We start from the raw sequence: 21,020 nt of genomic DNA on the forward strand, positions 1-21,020 counted from the left end.
GGGGAACTCGGATGCCCCCGCCCGCTCTAAGGAATTAGCACTCGCCTTGCGGGAGTGCTAAGATGACTTCCGGAATCTCATCCGAGACCGGGGTTTGTCCCTGATTCCAAAGGAGTTTTTAGTGAGCAACGCCCTGACCCTCCCGAACACCCTGAGCCCGACGCCGGCCAAGGCCGAATCGGCAGGCTCGTTGGCGCTCGCAGCCCAATCGATGTTGCCCGGCCAGCTCGGCAACATCGACGCGTACATCCAGGCCGTCAACCGCATTCCGCTGCTGACCGCCGAGGAGGAACGCCGGTACGCAACCGAATTCCGCGAAGACAACAACCTCGACGCGGCGCGCCGCCTCGTGCTGTCGCACCTGCGTCTCGTCGTGTCGATCGCGCGCAACTATCTCGGCTACGGCCTGCCGCACGGCGACCTGATCCAGGAAGGCAACATCGGCCTGATGAAAGCCGTAAAGCGGTTCGACCCGGCGCAAAACGTGCGCCTGGTGTCGTACGCGATTCACTGGATCAAGGCCGAGATCCACGAGTACATCCTGCGCAACTGGCGCATGGTGAAGGTCGCGACGACGAAGGCGCAGCGCAAGCTGTTCTTCAACCTGCGCAGCCACAAGAAGAGCATGCAGGCGATGACGCCCGAGGAAATCGACGGCCTCGCGCAGGAGCTCAACGTCAAGCGCGAGGAAGTGACCGAGATGGAAACGCGCCTGTCGGGCGGCGACATCGCGCTCGAAGGGCAGGTGGACGACGGCGAGGAATCGTACGCGCCGATCGCCTACCTGGCCGACTCGCACAACGAGCCGACCGCCGTGCTCGCCGCGCGCCAGCGCGACATGCTGCAGACGGACGGCATCGCGCAGGCGCTCGACGCGCTCGACGCACGCAGCCGCCGCATCATCGAGGCGCGCTGGCTGCACGTCGACGACGACGGCTCGGGCGGCTCGACTCTGCACGATCTCGCCGCGGAGTTCGGCGTGTCGGCGGAACGTATCCGCCAGATCGAAGCGAGCGCGATGAAAAAAATGCGCACCGCCCTCGCCGAATACGCGTAAATCCCCGACGATTCAGAGCGCTTCATCGAAAACCGCTGCCCGACCGGCAGCGGTTTTTTTTCATCCGTTTTCCGCCGCTTTTCACCCGCTTTTCAGCGCGTTTCACGCTCCGTTTCTTCGCCGATCAATTGACCCGATTCATCGGGTATGACGTCATTTGCGGCGCCCTTCCGCATAACCTTGATCTGCCTCAATTTCTACCCCATGTTTCGCGACGGTCTGCCGCAGCGCAGCACTCGGCATCGGAAAGCCGTCCTTTTAAAATTGGCATGTCAGGCGCAAAAGGATTAAAACAGCTTCACGGCCGTCATCAATCCGACGTAAAGTCGCCCCCAATCCGACCTAAATCGATTCAGGATAATCGCCTTGATCTCGATCAATAAAGAGCCTGCATCGCCTTCGCGGCCGGCCGGCACGATCGGCTGGCGCGCGCGCATCGCCGCGTGGGCACGCGGACCGACCCTCGCCCGCGACATCACCCTGGTGCTGATCGTCAAGCTGATCCTCCTGATGTCGCTCAAATACGCATTCTTCAATCATCCGCAGGCCGAACACATGTCGTTGCCGCCTGCCGCCGTGGCCGAGAAGCTGCTCTCGGTGCCGGCGCCTGCATCTACCGAGGGAGACCACCATGATAAGTAGCGAAGTCGTCGATCTGTCGCGTCTGCAGTTCGGCATCACGGCGCTCTACCACTTCCTGTTCGTGCCGCTGACGCTCGGCCTGTCCTGGCTGCTCGTCATCATGGAAGCGGTCTACGTGATGACCGGCAAACAGGTCTACAAGGACATGACCCAGTTCTGGGGCAAGCTGTTCGGGATCAATTTCGCGATGGGCGTGACGACCGGCATCACGCTCGAATTCCAGTTCGGCACGAACTGGTCGTACTACTCGCACTACGTCGGCGACATCTTCGGCGTGCCGCTCGCGGTCGAAGGCCTGATGGCGTTCTTCCTCGAATCGACGTTCGTCGGCCTGTTCTTCTTCGGCTGGAACCGCTTGTCGAAGGTCAAGCACTTGATCGTCACGTTCCTCGTCGCGCTGGGCTCGAACCTGTCGGCTCTGTGGATCCTCGTCGCGAACGGCTGGATGAACAATCCGGTCGGCGCCGAATTCAATTACCAGACGATGCGCATGGAGCTGACGAGCCTGTTCGACGTGCTGTTCAACCCGGTCGCGCAGGTGAAGTTCGTGCATACGGTGTCGGCCGGCTACGTGACGGCCGCGATGTTCGTGCTCGGCGTGTCGTCGTGGTACCTGCTGAAGAAGCGCGACGTCGACTTCGCGCTGCGCTCGTTCGCGGTCGCGGCCGGCTTCGGCCTCGCGGCGACGCTGTGCGTGATCGTGCTCGGCGACGAATCGGGCTATACGACCGGCGAAGTGCAGAAGATGAAGCTCGCCGCAATCGAATCCGAATGGGAAACGCAGCCGGCGCCCGCATCGTTCACGCTGATCGGCATTCCGAACCAGGCGGAACAGCGCACCGACTACGCGATCAAGATCCCGTATGCGCTCGGCCTGATCGCGACGCGCTCGATCGACGAGCCGGTGATCGGCCTGCGCGAGCTCGCGAAGCACAGCGAGGAGCACATCCGGAGCGGGATGGTTGCGTATGGCGCGCTGCAGAAGATCAAGGAAGGCGACACGAGCGACGCGACCCGCGCACTGTTCGACCAGCACAAGCAGTATCTCGGCTACGGGCTGATGCTCAAGCAGTTCACGCCGAACGTGGTCGACGCGACGCCCGAGCAGGTCAAGGCCGCCGCGCAGAAGACGATCCCGCCGGTCGCGCCCGTGTTCTTCTCGTTCCGGATCATGGTGTTCCTCGGCTTCCTGTTCCTCGCGACCTTCGCCGCCGCGTTCTGGTTCTGCGCGCGCCGCGAACTGCTGCAGGACAACCGCCGCTGGTTCCTCCGCTACGCGGTGTGGGCGATCCCGCTGCCGTGGCTCGCCGCGGAATTCGGCTGGGTCGTCGCCGAACTCGGCCGCCAGCCGTGGACCATCGCCGGCATCCTGCCGACGCACCTGTCCGCGTCGAGCCTGCAGCCGAGCGACCTGTACCTGAGCCTCGCCGGTTTCATCGCGTTCTACACCGCGCTGTTCGTCATCGAGATCAAGCTGATGTTCAAGTACGCGCGCCTCGGCCCGTCGTCGCTGCATACCGGCCGCTATCACCACGAACTCGCCGCTGCCGGCGAGCGGGCCGCAGTCTGAGCACGCCCTCGCAACCGAACAAGGAATCGCTATGGACTATGCAACTCTCAAGCTGATCTGGTGGCTGCTCGTCGGCGTGCTGCTGATCGGCTTTGCCGTCACCGACGGCTTCGACATGGGCGCGACCGCGCTGCTGCCGTTCCTCGGCAAGACCGACGAGGAGCGCCGCATCATCATCAACACCGTCGGCGCGACGTGGGAAGGCAACCAGGTGTGGCTGATCACGGCCGGCGGCGCGATGTTCGCCGCGTGGCCGCTCGTCTACGCGGCGTCGTTCTCCGGCTTCTACTTCGCGATGCTGCTGGTGCTGTTCGCGCTGTTCTTCCGGCCGGTGGGTTTCGACTACCGCAGCAAGCGGCCCGACCCGCGCTGGCGCGCGGGCTGGGACTGGGGCCTGTTCGTCGGCGGCTTCGTGCCGGCGCTGGTGTTCGGCGTCGCGTTCGGCAACCTGCTGCAGGGCGTGCCGTTCAAGTTCGACAGCGACCTGCGCGTGACCTACTACGGCGGCTTCTGGGCGTTGCTGAATCCGTTCGCGCTGCTGTGCGGGCTCGTCAGCCTCACGATGCTCGTCGCGCACGGCGCCGCGTTCATCAAGATGAAGACCGACGGCGCGATCGCGCGCCGCGCGTCGATCGCGCTGCGCGTCGCGTCGTTGCTCGCGGTCGTGCTGTTCGTGCTGGCCGGCGTGCTGGTGGCCTCTTATATCGGCGGCTTCCACATCACCCATGCCGCGCCGACCGACACCGTCGCGAACCCGCTGCTCAAGGACGTCGCCGCCGGTTCGGGCCTGTGGCTCGCGAACTACGGCGACTATCCGTGGATGATCGCGGCGCCGGTCGCCGGCATCGCCGGCGGCGTGCTCGCGCTGCTGCTCGCCGGCTCGAAGCAGGAAAAGACGGCGTTCTTCTGCACCGGCCTGATGATCGTCGGCGTGATCCTGACCGCGGGCTTCTCGATGTTCCCGTTCATCATGCCGTCGTCGCTCGACCCGCGCAGCAGCCTGACCGTGTGGGATTCGACGTCGAGCCACATGACGCTGCAGGTGATGCTGTTCGCGGTGATCGTGTTCCTGCCGATCATCCTGCTCTACACGAGCTGGGTGTATCGCGTGATGCGCGGCAAGGTCACGCACCAGACGCTCGAAGAGAACAAGCACTCGATGTATTGACGCATTGAACCGGGCCGGGGCGTGCACGCGCCCTCGCCCACCGTTTCGCAAGGAGTCGGATCATGTGGTATTTCAGCTGGATTCTCGGTATCGGCGTCGCGCTGTCGTTCGGCATCGTCAACGCGATGTGGCTCGAAGCGCGGCAGAAGCCGCAGGAAGCGCCGGTGCGCGCGCGCCGCGACTGACGGCATCGACGCGCGACACGCGCGCAGCCGAGCGCGCCGCCGCCGTCCGGAAAGGAAAGAACCTCGCTTCGCGCGAGGTTTTTTTCGTCCCGGCCGCGCGGGCAGGCGCCGTACGTCGATGCCAATTTAGCGCCAGATTGATACCACTTGAATACCAATAAAAGGTTTCATAAGATCGTTGGACACGGCCGCTGACAGGCCGATTCCTTCCGGGTGGGGGAGACATGCGAATTCCGTGTAGGGCGTGCGCCTGCGCGCCGTGTCGACGTCCGTGCGCGAGGGTGCGCGCCGTCGTCGCGACCGTGCGCGGCCGGACGAATGCCGCCGGCTGCCGCCGCCTCGCCGGCGTGGCGATTGCCGGCTGCCGCCGATGAATCCGCGCCCGCCGCCGCGCCGGCCCGATCGGCACGCATGCCCGCCTCCCGTTCCGTAACGCACGCTCCCGCGTGCCGAATGCACGCGGAGCACCCGCATCGCCCCGCGTGCTGGTATCGCCCGCAGCTCCACTGAAAGACCCGCTCGCAGCGACGTCGCGTCACGACGCCGCTACGCCCCCTTTTTCTCAGGAGTTCGAATGAAATCTACCTTGCCCTCCCTCATTGCCGGTCTGCTGATCGCGGTGCTGTCGCCGGCCGCGATCTCGGCGGCGTCGACGCCGGCGTCGGCCGTCGCCGGCGCGAGCACCGGCGGCGCCCAGGCGGCTGGTCTCGCGGCGCTGCTGTCGGACGGCCTCGCGCTGCGCGTGGCCGTCGACAACAACCACGCGGCCGCGGCCGGCGTGCCGTGCGCCGATCTCGGCGCCGACGGCGCCGCCTGCGCGACGGGCCGCCTGATCCTGCAGAACCGCGGCCACCAGGCGATCGCCGACGGCGGCTGGAAGCTCTACCTGCACAGCATCCGCCGCCTGCTGCGGATCGATCGTCCGGGCTTCGCGCTGCGGCGGCTCACCGGCGACCTGTACGAACTGACGCCGCAGCCGGGCTCGGTGCGGCTCGCGCCCGGCGAGCGCATCGAGCTGCCGTTCGTCGCCGAATACTGGCTGCTGCGTTACAGCGACGTGATTCCGCGCCCGTATGTCGTCGTCGACGGCGCGCCGCCGGCCGTGCTGCGCTACGACGACACCGACAACGAACTGCGCTACGTCGAATCGCTGCCGGCCGACGCGCAGAACAACTCGACCGGCAACGCGCCGCCGGTGGCCGCCCGCCCCGATCCGGGCCGCGCGCTGCCGAGCGTGAAGCGCGAACAGCCGCTACCCGGCACGCTCGATCTGCGCGGCGTCGAACTCTCGCTGCCGGATCTGCCGGACGCCCAGGTCGCGGCGCTGCGCGAGCGTGCGACGACCCTCGGGCTCGACGGCGCGCGCGTGCCGGTTCGCGGCGCACTCGCGCCGCGCCGGCTGCCGGCCGACCTCGCGACACCGGGCGGCTACCGGCTCGCGATCGGGCCGCGCGGCGTGCTGATCGAAGGCTACGATCGCGCGGGCCTCTACTACGGCGTGCAGACGCTCTACTCGCTCGCGCCGGCCGGCGGCGGCCCGATCCCGGCGATGCTCGTCGAGGACGCGCCGCGCTTCACGCATCGCGGCATGCACGTCGATCTCGCGCGCAATTTCAAGCATCCGGCGACGCTGCGCCGCCTGATCGACCAGATGAGCGCGTACAAGCTCAACCGCCTGCACCTGCATCTGTCCGACGACGAAGGCTGGCGCATCGAGATTCCCGGCCTGCCCGAGCTGACCGAGATCGGCGCACGCCGCTGCCACGACCCGAGCGAGACGCGCTGCCTGCTGCCGCAGCTCGGCTCCGGCCCCGACAACCGCTCCGGCGGCGGCTACCTGACGCGCGACGACTACGTGGCGCTCGTGCGCTACGCGGCCGCGCGCTTCGTGCAGATCATCCCCGAGATCGACATGCCCGCGCATGCACGGGCGGCCGTCGTGACGATGGAGGCGCGCTACCGGCGGCTGCATGCGGCCGGCCGCGAGCAGGAAGCGAACGCGTATCGGCTGCTCGACCCGCAGGACACGACGAACCTGACGACGGTGCAGTTCTACGACCGGCGCAGCGATCTGAACCCGTGCGTGCCGGGCGCGCTCAACTTCGCGTCGAAGGTGATCCGCGAGATCGCGGCGATGCACGCGGACGCGCAAGCGCCGCTGCAGACCTGGCACTACGGCGGCGACGAAGCGAAGAACATCTTCCTCGGCGGCGGCTTCCAGCCGCTGAACGGCACCGACCCGAACAAGGGGCGCATCGATCTGGCCGCGCAGGACAAGCCGTGGGCGCGGTCGCCCGCGTGCACGGCGCTGCTCCAGCGCGGCGAGATCAAGTCGATCGACGAGTTGCCGACGCGTTTCGCGAAACAGGTGAGCGCGGCGGTCGACGCGAACGGGATCGGCACGATGGCCGCGTGGCAGGACGGCATCAAGCATGCGAACGGGCCGCAGGATTTCAGCACGCGCCACGTGATGGTGTCGCTGTGGGACACGGTCTTCTGGGGTGCGTCGGACAGCGCGCGCGACCTGAGCGGCAAGGGCTACCTGACGGTGCTCGCGCTGCCCGACTATCTGTACTTCGACTTCCCGTACACGCTCAATCCGCGCGAGCGCGGCTACTACTGGGGCTCGCACGCCACCGACGAGTACAAGGTGTTCTCGTTCGCGCCGGAGAACCTGCCGCAGAACGCCGAGGTGATGGGCGACCGCGACGGCAACCCGTTCGAGGTGACGGGCACGGGCGCCGCGCCGCGCATCGAAGGCATGCAAGGCCAGGCGTGGGGCGAAGTGATGCGCAACGACACCTTCCTCGAATACATGGCCTATCCGCGGCTGCTCGCGCTCGCCGAGCGCGCGTGGCACCGGGCCGACTGGGAGCTGCCGTATGCGGCCGGCGTGCGCTTCAAGCGCGGCGACACGCACCATGTCGACATCGCCGCGCTGCAGCGCGACTGGGCCGGCTTCGCGACGCTGCTCACGCAACGCGAATTGCCGAAGCTCGACCGCGCCGGCGTCGGCTACCGGAAGCCGACCTTCACGCTGACGAATCCGTGAACGGCTGAAGGCATCCGGCGATGCGCGATGCGGGCCAACGCATCGCGCATCGCCCACCCCAAAAAGAAAAGCGGCTTGCGACGCGTACGTCGCAAGCCGTGCTTTTTTGACCGCCGGCCCGAATCCGCCGCGCGGATCGATCAGGCCGGCTTCACCGCATCACGCCGGTTGTGCGGCCGTGCCGCCGCCCGACGGCGGCAGGCGCGCGCCGAGCTGTTCGGCATAGCGCACCGCCGCGTTGCCGCAGACGATGTGGAACGTGTCGAGCGACACCCATGCGACGTCGAGCGTGCCGAGACGCTCGCGATCGACCGCCGACGGATCGCGCACGACCACGCGCAGGCGCGTGGCGGCCACCGCCTCGAGCGACGCGACGTTGGTCGCCCCGCCGAACACCGCGAGCCAGCGGGCCGGCTCCGGATCGAGCGGGCCGGCGGCCGCGCCCGTGACGGGCTGCGCGGCAGCGCCCGTTGCCGCCGATGCGGCACCGGTCGCGCCGCCGCCGATCGCGGCACGCATCTCGTCGGCGATGATGTCGGCCTCGGGCCCGATGATCACCTGCACGCTGTTGCCGCCGCGCTTGAGCACGCCGCGTGCGCCGATCGACTTCAGTTCCGGCTCCGATACCTTCTCCGGATCGACGACGGTCAGGCGCAGGCGTGTCGTGCACGCGTCGACGACCGACAGGTTGGCCGCCCCGCCGAGCGCGGCGATGTAGCGTTGCGCGCGCGGCGCGGCAGCCGTCGCAGCCGCGCCCGGCGCGACGAAGCCGCCCGATGCGTACGATTGCGCGGCCGCATCGGTCGATGCCGGCTCACGGCCCGGCGTGGCCATGTTGAACTTGCGGATGAAGAAGCGGAACAGCCCGTAGTACGCGGCGCCATACGCGATGCCGAGCGGAATCGCGATCCAGCCCTTCGTCGACAGCCCGTAGTTCAGCACGTAGTCGATCGCGCCGGCCGAGAACGTGAAGCCGAGCTTCACGCCGAGAATCTGGCAGAGCGCGAGCGACAACCCCGTCAGCACCGCGTGGATCACGTACAGCACCGGCGCGAGGAACATGAAGCTGAACTCGATCGGCTCGGTCACGCCGGTCAGGAACGACGTCAGCGCCATCGAGAACAGCAGGCCGCCCACCATCGCGCGGCGCTCCTTCGGCGCTTCGTGCAGCATCGCGAGACACGCCGCCGGCAGGCCGAACATCATGATCGGGAAGAAGCCGGCCATGAAGGTGCCCGCGGTCGGGTCCCCCGCGAAGAAGCGGTGCAGGTCGCCGTGCACGATCTCGCCGCCGGCCGGCGGCGTGAAGTTGCCGAACACGAACCACGCAAGCGAGTTGATGATGTGGTGCAGGCCGGTGACGAGCAGCAGACGGTTCAGGAAGCCGAACACGAACGCACCGATCGCGCCCGCCGTCGTCAGCCACTGGCCGGCCGCATCGATCGCATGCTGGATCGGCTGCCACACGTACCCGAACGCGATGCCCAATATCACGCAGACCAGCCCCGTGATGATCGGCACGAACCGCTTGCCGCCGAAGAACGCGAGGTAGTCGGGCAGCTTGATGTCCTTGTAGCGGTTGTACAGCAGGCCCGCGACCACGCCCGCGATGATCCCCGACAGCACGCCCATGTTCAGCTTGGGATCGATGTCCTTCATGATCGCGGTTTCGATCAGGTAACCGATCGCGCCCGCGAGCGCCGCCACGCCGTTGTTGTCCTTCGCGAAGCCGACCGCCACGCCGATCGCGAACAGCAGCGGCAGGTTGTCGAAGATCGCGCCGCCGGCGTCGGCGATCATCTTGATGTTGAACACATCCGGCTGGCCGAGCCGCAGCAGGATGCCGGCGACCGGCAATACCGCGATCGGCAGCATCAGCGCCCGACCCAGGCCCTGTATCTTCAGAAACGGGTTCCCGTCCATTCAGTCCTCCAATCCATGTCTCTTCAATCGTCGTTGACCTAATTGCTTTCGTAGTGAAACGGGTCGCGCGCCCCCCGCCGACGTCAGTCGAGCGGCCAGACCTCGCGGCTTGCTGCCCTTACCGCCTGTGCCGAATCGAGCGCGAGCAGATCCTGCGCGCGCTGACGGCACAACTGGTAATCGAGACGGCGCACACGCGCCTTGATGCCCGGCACCGACACCGGGTCGACCGACAGTTCGGTCACGCCGAGGCCCACCAGGATCGGCACCGCGAGCGGATCGCCGCCCAGCGCGCCGCACACGCCGACCCACTTGCCGTGCTTTGCCGCGCCGCGCACGGCGATGTCGATCAGGCGCAGCACGGCCGGATGCAAGCCGTCGGACTGCGCGGCCAGATCGGCCTGGCAGCGGTCCATCGCGAGCGTGTACTGGGTCAGGTCGTTGGTGCCGATCGACAGGAAATCCGCGTGCTGCGCGAGCTGGTCGGCCAGCAGCGCGGCTGACGGCACCTCGATCATCACACCGACCTCGATCGGCTCGGTGCGGCCCTGCGCGCGCGCGAATTCGTCGATGCGCTTGCGCAGCCGCACGAGTTCGCCCGCGTCGGTCACCATCGGCAGCAGGATGCGCACCGCGCCGAACGGCTTCACCGCGAGCAGGCCCTGCAATTGATCGTCGAGCAGATCGGGGCGCACCTGCGCGAGACGGATGCCGCGCAGGCCGAGCGCCGGGTTGGGTTCGGGCGGCAGCGTCAGGTAGTCGACTTCCTTGTCCGCGCCGACGTCGAGCGTGCGGATGATCGCCGTGCGGCCCTGCAGCGCGTCGACGATCGACTGGTAGCTCTGCCGGTGTTCGACCGCCGTCGGCGCGGCCTGGCGATGGATGAACATCAGCTCGGTGCGCAGCAGCCCGACCGCGTCCGCGCCGTTGTCGACCGCGGTGTTCGCGTCGTCGAGCGTCGCGATGTTCGCGGCGACCTCGATCGCGCGGCCGTCGACCGTCGCGGCCGCCTCGCCGGCCCGTTGCCGGTTCGTCTCGCGCACGCCGTCCAGGCGCTGGCGCTCGTGCCGCGCGCGCTCGACGTCGAGCGCGGTCGGCGCGTGTTCGAGCCGGCCCGCGCTCGCATCGACGACGACCTGCGTGCCGTCCGGAATCGCGTACAGCGCGTCGCCGACCGCCACCAGCGCCGGGATGCCGAGCTGCCGCGCGATGATCGCCGCGTGCGACGTCGCGCCGCCGCGCGCCATCACGAGCGCGGTCACGCGCTCGCGATCGAGCGACGACAGGTCGGACGGCGTGAACTCGTCGGCCGCGAGCACCGCCTCGTCGGGCAGCGCACGCGCGGCGCCGTTCGTGTGGCCGAGCGCGCGCAGCACGCGTTTCTCGATGTCGCGCAGGTCGGCCGCGCGTTCGGCGAGCAGCGCGTCGTCGAGCTTCGACAGCGTGTCGATCTGCGTGCGAATCGTCGCGCGCCACGCGAAGCCCGCGCCCTTGCCGAGACTGATCAAGTCGCGCGCCGCGTCGATCAGCGTCGGGTCCTCGAGCAGCACGCGATGCACCGCGAAAATGCCCGCTTCGCCGACCGCGCCGCGCGCCGACGCGTTGCGCACCGTTTCGCCGAGTTCGGCGTCGACCGCCTTCAGCGCGTGGTCGAGCCGGCGGCTTTCCGCGGCCGGCGTGCCGGTGGCCTGTTCGGGCGGCACGATGTCCGCATCGTCGAGACGCACCAGCGTGCCGACCGCGATGCCGGGCGACGCGCATACGCCGGCGAGCGTGTTCGGATCGATGGGCGCACCGTCGATCGGTGCGCCGGCGTGGTGTGCGACCGTCTGCGGCGCGGGCGATGTCAGCCGCGCCGGCTTTTCTTCCACTTCGCCGTGCGCCTCGCGCAGCAGCTCGTGCTCGACCGCATCGACGGCCTGCTGCGCGTGCGCGCCGCGTCCGACCAGTTCGACCGTCGCGCCTTCGCCGGCGCCGAGGCCGAGCAGGCCGACGACGCTCGCGATCGACGCCTTGCGGCCGTCGTACAGCACGTCGACGGTCGCGTCGAACCCGCGCACGGCTTCACGCGCCCGTGCGGCCGGCCGCGCATGCAGCCCGCCCGGCTGCGCGAGCACGATCGCGCGGCGCACTTCGTTGTGCGCGGCAGCACCCGCCTGCGCCGCCTGTGCGGCGGCGTCGCCCTTGCCGCGCAGCGCGAGCAACGGCGTCTCGCCGGCGGTCGCGAAACCGCTCGCGCGATCGACCACCTCGAACGCGTCGGAATTCGCGATCGCGATCACCGACACGAGCGAATGCGCATGGCGCGCCACCGCGTCCTGGTCGAACTCGATCAACAGCGCGCCCGCTTCGACGCGCGCGCCGGCTTCGACGTGCGCGATGAAGCCCTGCCCGTTCAGCTCGACGGTGTCGATACCGATGTGCAGCAGCACTTCCGCGCCTTGCGGCGTCGTGATCGTCACCGCGTGGCCGGTGCGCGCCACATGCGACACGACGCCCGCGCACGGCGCGACGAGCCGGCCCGCGAGCGGGTCGATGCCGATGCCGTCGCCGAACATCCCGCCGGAGAACACCGGATCGGGCACATCGGCCAGTGCGACGATCGGCCCCGTCAACGGGCTGAGCAGAACGATCTGATCGTGGGTGGGACTCTTCAACTGGGATTCCTCGGCGCGTCTCATCGGCTTTCTCGGCTATCAGTGCGTTTCTGTCACTTTGTTCAGGTGGCGCGGCGTGTCGGGATTGCGGCCGCGCGCGACGGCGAGATCCGCCGCCATCACGTAGAACGAAAGAATGGCGGCGATCGGGTCGAGCGCCGAATGGGCGGACTGCGCGAGCGGCAGCACGGTACCCGATACGCCGGGCGTGCCGGCGGGCGCCGCGAGCAGCACGGCGGCGCCGCGTGCGCGCATGTCCGCGGCGAGCTGCAGCAGGCCGGCCTGCTCGGGCCCGGGCGGCGCGAACACGAGCAGCGGATAGTCGCGGTCGATCAGCTCCATCGGGCCGTGACGGACTTCGGCGCTCGAGAACGCCTCGGCCTGGATGCCGGACGTTTCCTTCAGCTTCAGCGCGGCTTCCTGCGCGATCGCGAGGCCCAGGCCGCGGCCGATGACGATCATCCGTTCGATGCCCGCGAGCGCCGCGACGGCCTGCGACCAGTCGAGCCGGCCGGCCTGCGCGAGCACGTCGGGCAGGCCGCGCAGCGCGGTCATCAGCGCGGCGTCGCGCTGCCAGTACGCGACGATCTGCGCGGACAGCGACAGCATCGCGATATAGCTCTTGGTCGCGGCGACCGACAGCTCGGGGCCGGCCAGCAGCGGCAACCGGTGCTCGCACGCGTCGGCGAGCGGCGACGGCAGCACGTTCACGGCGGCGACGGTGCGTGCGCCGGCTTCGCGCAGCGCGGCCATCGTATTGACGAGATCGGGGCTCTTGCCCGACTGGGAAAAGGCGATCGCGAGCTGGTCCTGCACTTTCAGCGGCGCCTGCTGCAGCGTCGCGACCGACATCGGCAACGACGCGACCGGCACGCCGAGGCGGCTCATCGTCAGGCTCGCGAAATAGCTGGCGGCGTGATCCGAGCTGCCGCGCGCGACCGTCAGCGCGACGGCCGGCGGGTGATCGAGCAATTGGCCGGCGAGCGCTTCGACGCGCGCGGTGTCGGCGATCTGCGCGGCGACGACCTGGGCGGACTCGCGCGCTTCCTTAAGCATATTCGACAATCGATTCTCCTTCGACGTAGGTCGCGGTGAGGTTCAGGTCGCGATCGAACACCGCGAGGTCGGCCCATGCGCCGCGCTCGAGGCGGCCTCGATCGGCGACGCCGAGGTAGTCGGCCGCGTAGCGCGACATCCGGTTCGACACGTCGGCGATCGGCAGGCCGAGCGACACGAGGTTGCGCAGCGCCTGGTCCATCGTCAGCGTGCTGCCGGCGAGCGTGCCGTCGGCGAGCCGCACGCCGCCGAGGCACTTCGTCACGTGCTGGCTGCCGAGCCGGTATTCGCCGTCGGGCATGCCGGTGGCGGACGTGCTGTCGGTCACGACGTACAGGCGCGGAATCGCGCGCAGCGCCGCGCGAATCGCGCCTGGGTGGACGTGCAGCAGGTCGGGAATGATTTCCGCGTATTCGGCGTGCGCGAGCGCCGCGCCGACGAGGCCCGGGTTGCGGTGATGCAGCGGCGACATCGCGTTGAACAGGTGCGTGAAGCCGCATGCGCCGTGCTTGAGCGCGGCGACCGCGTCGTCGTAGGTCGCGAGCGAGTGGCCGAGCTGCACGCGCACGCCGCGCGCGGCCATCTCGCCGATGATCTCGATGTGGCCCGCGATTTCCGGTGCGAGCGTGACGACGCGGATCGGCGCGATCGACAGGTACTTCAGCACCTCGTCGAGCGCGGCCGACACGGCCGCGTCGGGCTGCGCGCCGAGCTTGCCGGGGTTGATGTACGGCCCTTCGAGATGCACGCCGAGCACGCGCGCGCCGCCCGGCGTGCGGTTGCGCGCGACGGTGCCGAGGTTCGCGACGACCTCCATCAGTTCGTCGCGCGGCGCGGTCATCGTCGTCGCGAGCAGGCTCGTCGTGCCGAATTGCGCGTGCGTGCGGACGATCGTCTCGATCGCGTCGCCGCCTTCCATCACGTCGGCGCCGCCGCCGCCGTGCACGTGCAGGTCGATGAAGCCGGGCAGGATGTACGGTGCGTCGTTCTGCGCGGGATCGACGGGCACGCCGTCGAGCGTGGTGATGCGACCGTTCTCGCTATCGAGCGAACCGTGAATCCAGCCGTCGGGGGTGAGGATGTTGCCAGTCAGCATGACGTTCTCTTGATGATCCGGTGACGCGGGCATCCGCGTCGTGATTTGCCATTTCGTTGCGATTCGTCGCGCCCGATTGCGTTCCATCGCGCGTGGTGCGCCGGCAGTCTCGCGCGTCAGCGTTTCAGTTCGGCGACGAAGTCGTAGTAATCGTCGCGGCAATACGTTTCGCTCATTTCGATCGCGCGCTGGTCGGCGCCATAGCCGATCCGCGTGATCACCAGCAGGGCCGAGCCCGGCTTCACCGCCATCCATTTCGCGATCGCGTGCGTCGCGTTCGCCGCGCGAAAGTGCTGCAGCGCGCGCACGACGGTCATGCCGCGCGCCTCGAGGTATTCGTACAGCGACGCGCCGAGCGCCTGCGGATCGGGCACCACCGCGGCGGGCAGCGTCGAATGCTCGACGGCCATTACGATGCCGTCCGCGCGGCGCAGCCGCTCGAGCCGCGCCACCGTCGCGCCGGGCGCGAGGCCGAGATGCGTGGTCTCGTCGCGGCTCGCGGCGCGCAGCGTGCGCGACAGCCACACCGAATCGGGCACGAAGCCGCGCTGCCGCATCTTCGCGGTGAAGCCGACGAGATGCGACAGCGGATCGGCGACACGCGGCGTGATGAAGCTGCCCGCGCCGCGCGCCCGCTTGATCAGTCCCTGCTCGACCAGCAACGCGAGCGCCCGACGCGCGGTGATCCGCGACACGCCGACCGACACCGACAGCAGCCGCTCCGACGGCAGCGCCTCGCCGGCCCGCCACGCGCCGGCGTGGATCGCGCTCGCCAGCTTGCGGGCGAGCTGCAGATAGAGCGGCGTGTCGTCGAGGGGATCGGGCGCCAGTTCGGACCAGCCGGTTTCCATGTGCCTCCGCGTGTCGGACGACGATCTCGGACCGTCGAAAGTGAACGCATTATATAACCACCATAATACCAGTCAACGAACTGGTATTAGCGCTGCGAAAATCGCCGAAAGCCTTGCACGGCAAGCGTTTTAGTGCCGACAAAGCCTTTGTTTACAACGCAGTGCGGGATAGGGATTTACCCGAGGTGGTATGCAAGGGGACAGTTCTCCGGTGTGATTCGGGCGTGCTTCGGAAGGGGATATGAGACCGGAATAGAACCAATTTAGCCAACTGGTATGCATCGCGTGGCGACGTGCCGCCGGGCCGGCGATTCGCGTCAGGGAAGTCGGGCGGCAGCAGGGTCGGGGAAATGTCAGTGGAATTCGCGGCTCGACGTGCGCAGGCCGCCGAGCAGCGGCGTCAGATCCTCGAAATGCTGCGCGACGAGGTGCCTCACGTCGCTCACGACCTGCCACACGCCGGACGCCGCGAGCAGTTGCGAATCGAGCGCCTCGCGACGCTGCCGCGCGAGCAGCTCGGGTCGGACGATCACGTTCACACAGCCCGTTTCGTCCTCGAGCGTCATGAATATCACGCCTTTCGCGGTGCCCGGCATCTGCCGCGAGATCACGATCCCGCATGCGCGCGCGAGCCGGCCGTCCGGGCGATCGCGCAGCTCGGCCGCGGACGACAACCGCCGCGCGCGCAGCGCCGGCCGCAGCAACGCGACGGGGTGACGGTTCAGCGTGAGACCGGTGGTGTCGTAATCGGCGAGGATCTCGTCGGCTTCCGACGGCGCGCCGAGCGCGGGCTTCTCGGGTTCGTCGATCGGCGCGGCCGCGAGCAGGTCGCGTTCGGGCGCCGCGGCGACGGCCTGCCAGAGCGCGTCGCGGCGATGGCCGGCGAGCGTCGCGAGCGCGTTCGCAGCCGCCAGCGCCTCGAGGTCGCGGCGTTCGAGTTGCGCGCGGCGCGCAAGCGCGTCGACGTTGTCGAACGGGCCGGCCGCGCGCGCGGCTTCGATCCGGCGCGCGGCGGCTTCGCCGAAGCCGCTCACGAGCGACAGGCCGAGCCGCACAGCCGGCTGGCCGTGTGGCGGCGGCTGGCCGGGCAGCGCTTCGAGCGATGCCTCCCAACCGCTTTGCGTCACGTCGATCGGCAGGACCTGCACGCCGTGGCGCTTTGCGTCCTGCACGAGTTGCGACGGCGGATAGAAACCCATCGGCTGGCTGTTCAGCAGCGCGGCGAGGAAGATCGCCGGTTCGTGGCATTTGAGCCAACTGCTCGCGTAGGCCAGTTTCGCAAAGCTCGCCGCATGGCTTTCGGGGAAGCCGTAATCGCCGAAGCCCTTGATCTGCTCGAAAATCTGCTCGGCGAAATCGGGCGGGTAGCCGCGTTCGCGCATCCCCTCGACGATCTTGACGTGATATTTCTCGAGATTGCCCTTGCGCTTCCATGCGGCCATCGCGCGACGCAGCCCGTCGGCCTCGCCGGCCGTGAAGCCCGCCGCGATCATCGCGATCTGCATCACCTGCTCCTGGAAGATCGGCACGCCCATGGTGCGTTCGAGCGCGGGTTTCAGGTCTTCCTTCGGGTAACTGACCTTTTCGAGTCCCTGCCGCCGCTTCAGATACGGGTGCACCGCGCCGCCCTGGATCGGCCCGGGCCGCACGATCGCCACCTCGATCACCAGGTCGTAATAAGTGCGCGGCCGCAGGCGCGGCAGCATCGACATCTGCGCGCGCGATTCGATCTGGAACACGCCGACCGTATCGGCGCGACAGATCATGTCGTAGGTCGCTTCGTCCTCCTGCGGAATGTGCTTCAGCGTGAACGGCTTGCCGTCCTTCGCCGGGCCGCGCCACGCGGTGCGCAGGTCGAACGCGCGATGCAGCGCCGACAGCATGCCGAGCGCGAGCACGTCGACCTTCATCAGCCCGAGCGCCTCGAGATCGTCCTTGTCCCACTGGATCACGCGCCGCCCGTCCATCGCCGCGTTCTCGACCGGCACGAGCCGCGTGAGCTTGCCGCGGCTGATCACGAAGCCGCCCGAATGCTGCGACAGGTGGCGCGGGAAATTGAGCAGCCGCCCCGCCAGTTCGGCCCATGCGCGAATCAGCGGCGTGTGGGGATCGAGCCCGGCCGTCGCGAATTTCTGCAGCAGATCGCGGCTGCCATCGAACCAGCGGTGCCCTTTCGCCACGCGATCGACCAGCATCGGATCGACGCCGAGCGCCTTGCCGACTTCGCGCAGCACGCCGCGCGGGCGATACGTCGAGACGGCGGCCGCCAGCGCGGCGCGATCATGTCCGTATTTTTCGTAGATATGCTGAATCACCTCTTCCCGACGCTGATGCTCGAAGTCGACATCGATGTCGGGCGGCTCGCCGCGCTCCTCGCTGATGAAGCGCTCGAACAGCGTCGTGCTCTGGTCCGGATCGACCTCGGTGATGCCGAGGCAATAGCAGACCACCGAATTCGCGGCCGAGCCGCGGCCCTGGCACAGGATGTTCCGGCTGCGCGCGTACTTGACGATGTCGTAGACGGTCAGGAAGAACGGTTCGTAGTTCAGCTTTGCGATGAGCGCCAGTTCGTACCGGATCTGCTTCGCCACTTTTTCAGGCACGCCATTCCAGTAACGTCGAGCCACGCCCGCCCACGTCTCCTGTTTCAGGTAACTGGTCGGCGTATGTCCGCGCGGCACGAGTTCAAGGGGATACTCATACTTCAATTCGCCGAGAGAGAAATGGCAACCGTCGAGAATCGCGCAAGTCTCGGCGATCTCCGCCGGCGAAAACAGCTTCGCGATCCGGTTCCGTGCGCGCAGATGCTGTTCCGCGTTCGGTGCGAGCGCATACCCGCATTCCGAAACCGGCATCCCAATGCGGATCGCCGTCATCACGTCCTGCAGCGGCTTGCACGAGCGCCTGTGCATCGTCACGTCGCCGAGCGCGACGACGCGCACGCCGCGCCGCGCGCCCACCTCGCGAATCTCGTCGCGCTGCGGGCCGTCCAGCGCACGCTGCAACTGCACGAGCCCGAGCCGCGCCCGCTCGCCGAACGTCGCGCGAAACCACGCAACCTGCGCATCGAGCACGTTTGCACGCACCGGATACGCGGGCACGAGGATCGCGAAGCACTCGGGCATACCGCGCAGATGGGCGAATGCCTCGGGCGGCCTTGACAGCATTTTCGACGTCAGCCGGTACGTGCCCTTCGGCGCTTCCATCCGCCGCCACGAGATGAGCTCGGACAGGTTGCCGTAACCCTCGCGGTTCTGCGCGAGCAACACGAGCCCGAACGCGCCGGGGCCCGGATCGTAGCCGGGCGGCACATCGTCCGGCGTCACCTCGAAATACGAGCCGACGATCAGCGGCAATCCGGCTGCCTTCGCCGCGACATGCATCCGCGGCGCGCCCGCGAGCGAGCATTCGTCGGTGATCGCGATCCCGCGATAGCCGAGTTCCACGGCGCGCTCGACCAGTTCTTCCGCATGCGATGCGCCGTGCAGGAACGAAAAGTTCGAGCGACAGAACAGTTCCGCATAGTCCGGAAGCAACATGTACTCCGTCGTCATCGCCGCTCACCCGAACAGGCCGTGCAGAAACCAATGCGGGTTCGCCTGGCTGCTCATGCGCTCCTTGAATATCCAGTAGCACGCGCCCTCTTCGTCCTGCGCAACGTAGTAATCGCGCTCGGCCGTTTGACCGTCGAACCACCCCGCCTCGATCCGCTCGGGCGACGACATCGTCCTGAGCGGCGTATGAAACACCGGCCGGTTCTCGCGCATCAGCAGCGGCAGCGGCTCCGCCAGCAGCCACGCCGGACGCGGCGGCACCGCCGGCGGCGCGCCCGCCGGCTTGCCGGCCTGCGCATCGAGCGACACCCAGCGGTTCGCCACCTCGGGCCGATGATCGGCCGCCGGTACCGCGCGCAGCACGCTCTCCGCGCCGAGCCGCGCGACCAGCAGCTCGAACAGGCGCGCGCGCGTCTCCTTCGTGCCGCCCGGCTCCGGGAACAGATCGTCGGCCGGCGGCGCGACCGATTCGACACGCGTGGCCTTCAGCCGCACCGCGATCACCGCGGCCGGCAGCTCGACGCGCGCGAGCCGTTCGCCGAGCAGCCGCATGAAATGCACCTCGTCGCGCACGGGCGCGGCGAACGCGAGCTCGAGCGGGGTCGGCGGCACGGCCTGACGGCCGCGCTCGTGCTCGAGCTCGAACGTCATCGCGGCCAGCGACAGTTGCCGCGCGGCCAGCCAGCCGCACAGCTGCACGACGAGCCGCCGCGCGGCGAACAGCACGGCTTCCGCGTATTCGACGCGCTCCGGCAATTCGAGCCGCACGTCGAACACCGGCGGCACCGCCATCCACGCGAGCGGCTCGACCGCGTCGCCGTACGCCCGATCGAGCGCGGCCAGCAGCGCGGGACCGCAGCGCCGCTGCAGCCCCGCGCGCGGCAGGCGGCGCAAATCGGCGAGCGTGCGGCAGCCGAGGCCGTCGAACCAGCCCGCATAGGGCCGTGCGTCGGGCAGCAGCACGCACGGCAGCCGATCGAGCGCGCGAACGAGCGACGCGTGCCCGGCGACCCGGCGCCGGATCCGTGCGCGAGACGACACGCGTGCGAGCAGCCACGCGCCGCCGCCGGTCGGCGCGGCGGACAGGCGCGCGGCATAGCCGAGCGCCGCGAGCGTCGCGCGCACTTGCCGGCACAGCGACGGCAGCCCGCCGAACAGCCGCAGGCTCGGACCGACGTCGACGATCAGCGTGGCTTCGTCGCCGAGCGCGACGCATGGCGAAAAGCGCAACAGCGCGAGCGCGACCGCACGCAGCGCATCGGCTTCGCGCGCGGGATCGCGCTCGACGAGGTGCGTGTCGGGCGCGAGCGTCAGCACGCCGCCGCGCTTCATGCCCGCACGCACGCCTTGCCGGCGCGCGACCGCGTCGGCGATCAGCACGGCACCGTGTTCGAGCACCGCGCAGCCGGCGTCGACCGCCTCGCCGTCAGACGGCGGCGCGGCGCACACGTCGAGCGGCAGGCGCGGCAGATGGATGCCGAGCAAGACGCGCATAGCGGCTCTCCACGATCGGGGATGGCAGGTCGAGCTCGAGCGGCTCGCTGCGCGCGGGCCCGCGACGCTTGACGATGTCGAGCGACACGCCGCCCGGCACCGGATACAGCGCGACGCGCAGCACGGCCGGCGACGGCTGCCGCGCGGCCGCCAGCGGACGCAGCATCACGAACAGCGTGTCGCCGGTGCGCGCGGCCGCGAGATGCAGGCGCCGCAGCGCATCGGGGCGCGCGTCCTGCCAGAGCAGCAAGGCCCCGCAGCAGCCCGCCTTGAGCGCCTGCTCGGCCGCCCACAGCGCATCCGTGCGGCTGCCGGCACGCAGCCACAGCAGCGCGTCGGGCGGCACGCCGAGACCGGCGAGTGCGCTTGCATGCGGCACCTGCGGCGGCGCGACGAGCGCGAGCGGCCGCCGTGCGCTGACGGTGCGCGCGAGCGCGGGCGCGAGCAAGCGCATCTCGCCGCAGCCCGGCTGCGCGGCCAGCAGCTCGACGAGCCCGCCGACCGGCCAGCCGCCGCCCGGCAATTCGGCGGACAGCGGCGCGAAGCCCGTGTCGATCGTGCGCAGACCGCCGCGCGCGAGCTGCGAGCCGCGCCATAGCGACGGATGAAGGGATTCGGGGGACAGGGATGAGGCGGACATCATGCGGCTCGATGCTGTATGGATATACAGTATAGAGGATCGCAACGGGCGCTGTCAGGCCTCAACAAAAAGGGA

General features: G+C 68.8%; 14 protein-coding genes. 6 read left to right on the forward strand and 8 right to left on the reverse strand.

The annotated features are described in order from the left end of the window. Nucleotides 1-121: 121 nt before the first annotated feature. The 6 genes from rpoH (at nt 122) to WS54_RS27735 (ending at nt 7,674) form a co-directional block, all read left to right on the forward strand. Complete coding sequence (gene rpoH / locus WS54_RS27705) at nt 122-1,057, forward strand: RNA polymerase sigma factor RpoH (protein WP_034208432.1); 936 nt, start codon at nt 122-124, stop codon at nt 1,055-1,057. A gap of 366 nt (nt 1,058-1,423) precedes the next feature. After that, a complete protein-coding gene (gene cydP / locus WS54_RS27710) occupies nt 1,424-1,699 on the forward strand; it encodes a cytochrome oxidase putative small subunit CydP (RefSeq protein WP_059781456.1) in 276 nt (91 codons plus the stop codon). Beyond that, a complete protein-coding gene (locus WS54_RS27715) occupies nt 1,689-3,269 on the forward strand; it encodes a cytochrome ubiquinol oxidase subunit I (RefSeq protein ID WP_059781454.1) in 1,581 nt (526 codons plus the stop codon). The genes cydP and WS54_RS27715 overlap by 11 nt, the downstream gene beginning before the upstream one ends. A gap of 31 nt (nt 3,270-3,300) precedes the next feature. Continuing rightward, nucleotides 3,301-4,437, forward strand: coding sequence for a cytochrome d ubiquinol oxidase subunit II (gene cydB, locus WS54_RS27720; protein WP_059781452.1), 1,137 nt, complete (start codon nt 3,301-3,303; stop codon nt 4,435-4,437). A 62-nt stretch (nt 4,438-4,499) separates the two neighbouring features. Continuing rightward, nucleotides 4,500-4,622, forward strand: a complete 123-nt coding sequence (gene cydX / locus WS54_RS27725) for a cytochrome bd-I oxidase subunit CydX (RefSeq protein ID WP_006483737.1) — start codon at nt 4,500-4,502, stop codon at nt 4,620-4,622. Nucleotides 4,623-5,196: 574 nt separating this feature from the next. Then, nucleotides 5,197-7,674, forward strand: a complete 2,478-nt coding sequence (locus WS54_RS27735; protein ID WP_059781450.1) for a family 20 glycosylhydrolase — start codon at nt 5,197-5,199, stop codon at nt 7,672-7,674. A gap of 159 nt (nt 7,675-7,833) precedes the next feature. Here the strand turns inward: WS54_RS27735 and nagE are convergent, their stop codons facing one another. The 8 genes from nagE to imuA form a co-directional block, all read right to left on the reverse strand. Beyond that, the gene (nagE, locus tag WS54_RS27740) at nt 7,834-9,597 is read right to left on the reverse strand and encodes an N-acetylglucosamine-specific PTS transporter subunit IIBC (protein WP_059781448.1); all 1,764 of its coding nucleotides are present in this window, start codon (nt 9,595-9,597) and stop codon (nt 7,834-7,836) included. Between the two features lie 83 nt (nt 9,598-9,680). Beyond that, the gene (ptsP, locus tag WS54_RS27745) at nt 9,681-12,278 is read right to left on the reverse strand and encodes a phosphoenolpyruvate--protein phosphotransferase (RefSeq protein ID WP_059781446.1); all 2,598 of its coding nucleotides are present in this window, start codon (nt 12,276-12,278) and stop codon (nt 9,681-9,683) included. 15 nt (nt 12,279-12,293) lie between these two features. Continuing rightward, a complete protein-coding gene (locus tag WS54_RS27750) occupies nt 12,294-13,310 on the reverse strand; it encodes an SIS domain-containing protein (RefSeq protein WP_034208439.1) in 1,017 nt (338 codons plus the stop codon). Then, nucleotides 13,303-14,406, reverse strand: coding sequence for an N-acetylglucosamine-6-phosphate deacetylase (nagA, locus tag WS54_RS27755; RefSeq protein ID WP_034208765.1), 1,104 nt, complete (start codon nt 14,404-14,406; stop codon nt 13,303-13,305). The genes WS54_RS27750 and nagA overlap by 8 nt, the downstream gene beginning before the upstream one ends. 116 nt (nt 14,407-14,522) lie before the next feature. Further along, nucleotides 14,523-15,257 (reverse strand): GntR family transcriptional regulator, encoded by a 735-nt coding sequence (locus tag WS54_RS27760; protein ID WP_034208440.1) that lies wholly within the window; start codon nt 15,255-15,257, stop codon nt 14,523-14,525. 353 nt (nt 15,258-15,610) lie between these two features. Beyond that, complete coding sequence (locus tag WS54_RS27765) at nt 15,611-18,811, reverse strand: error-prone DNA polymerase (protein ID WP_059781445.1); 3,201 nt, start codon at nt 18,809-18,811, stop codon at nt 15,611-15,613. Nucleotides 18,812-18,817: 6 nt separating this feature from the next. Then, nucleotides 18,818-20,305, reverse strand: coding sequence for a Y-family DNA polymerase (locus WS54_RS27770; protein ID WP_059781443.1), 1,488 nt, complete (start codon nt 20,303-20,305; stop codon nt 18,818-18,820). Beyond that, a complete protein-coding gene (gene imuA / locus WS54_RS27775; protein ID WP_034208766.1) occupies nt 20,238-20,945 on the reverse strand; it encodes a translesion DNA synthesis-associated protein ImuA in 708 nt (235 codons plus the stop codon). Before imuA ends, WS54_RS27770 begins: the two co-directional genes overlap by 68 nt. Between the last annotated feature and the right edge of the window lie 75 nt (nt 20,946-21,020).

The sequence above is a fragment of the Burkholderia sp. NRF60-BP8 genome (genome assembly GCF_001522585.2).
In the GTDB taxonomy this organism is placed as follows: domain Bacteria; phylum Pseudomonadota; class Gammaproteobacteria; order Burkholderiales; family Burkholderiaceae; genus Burkholderia.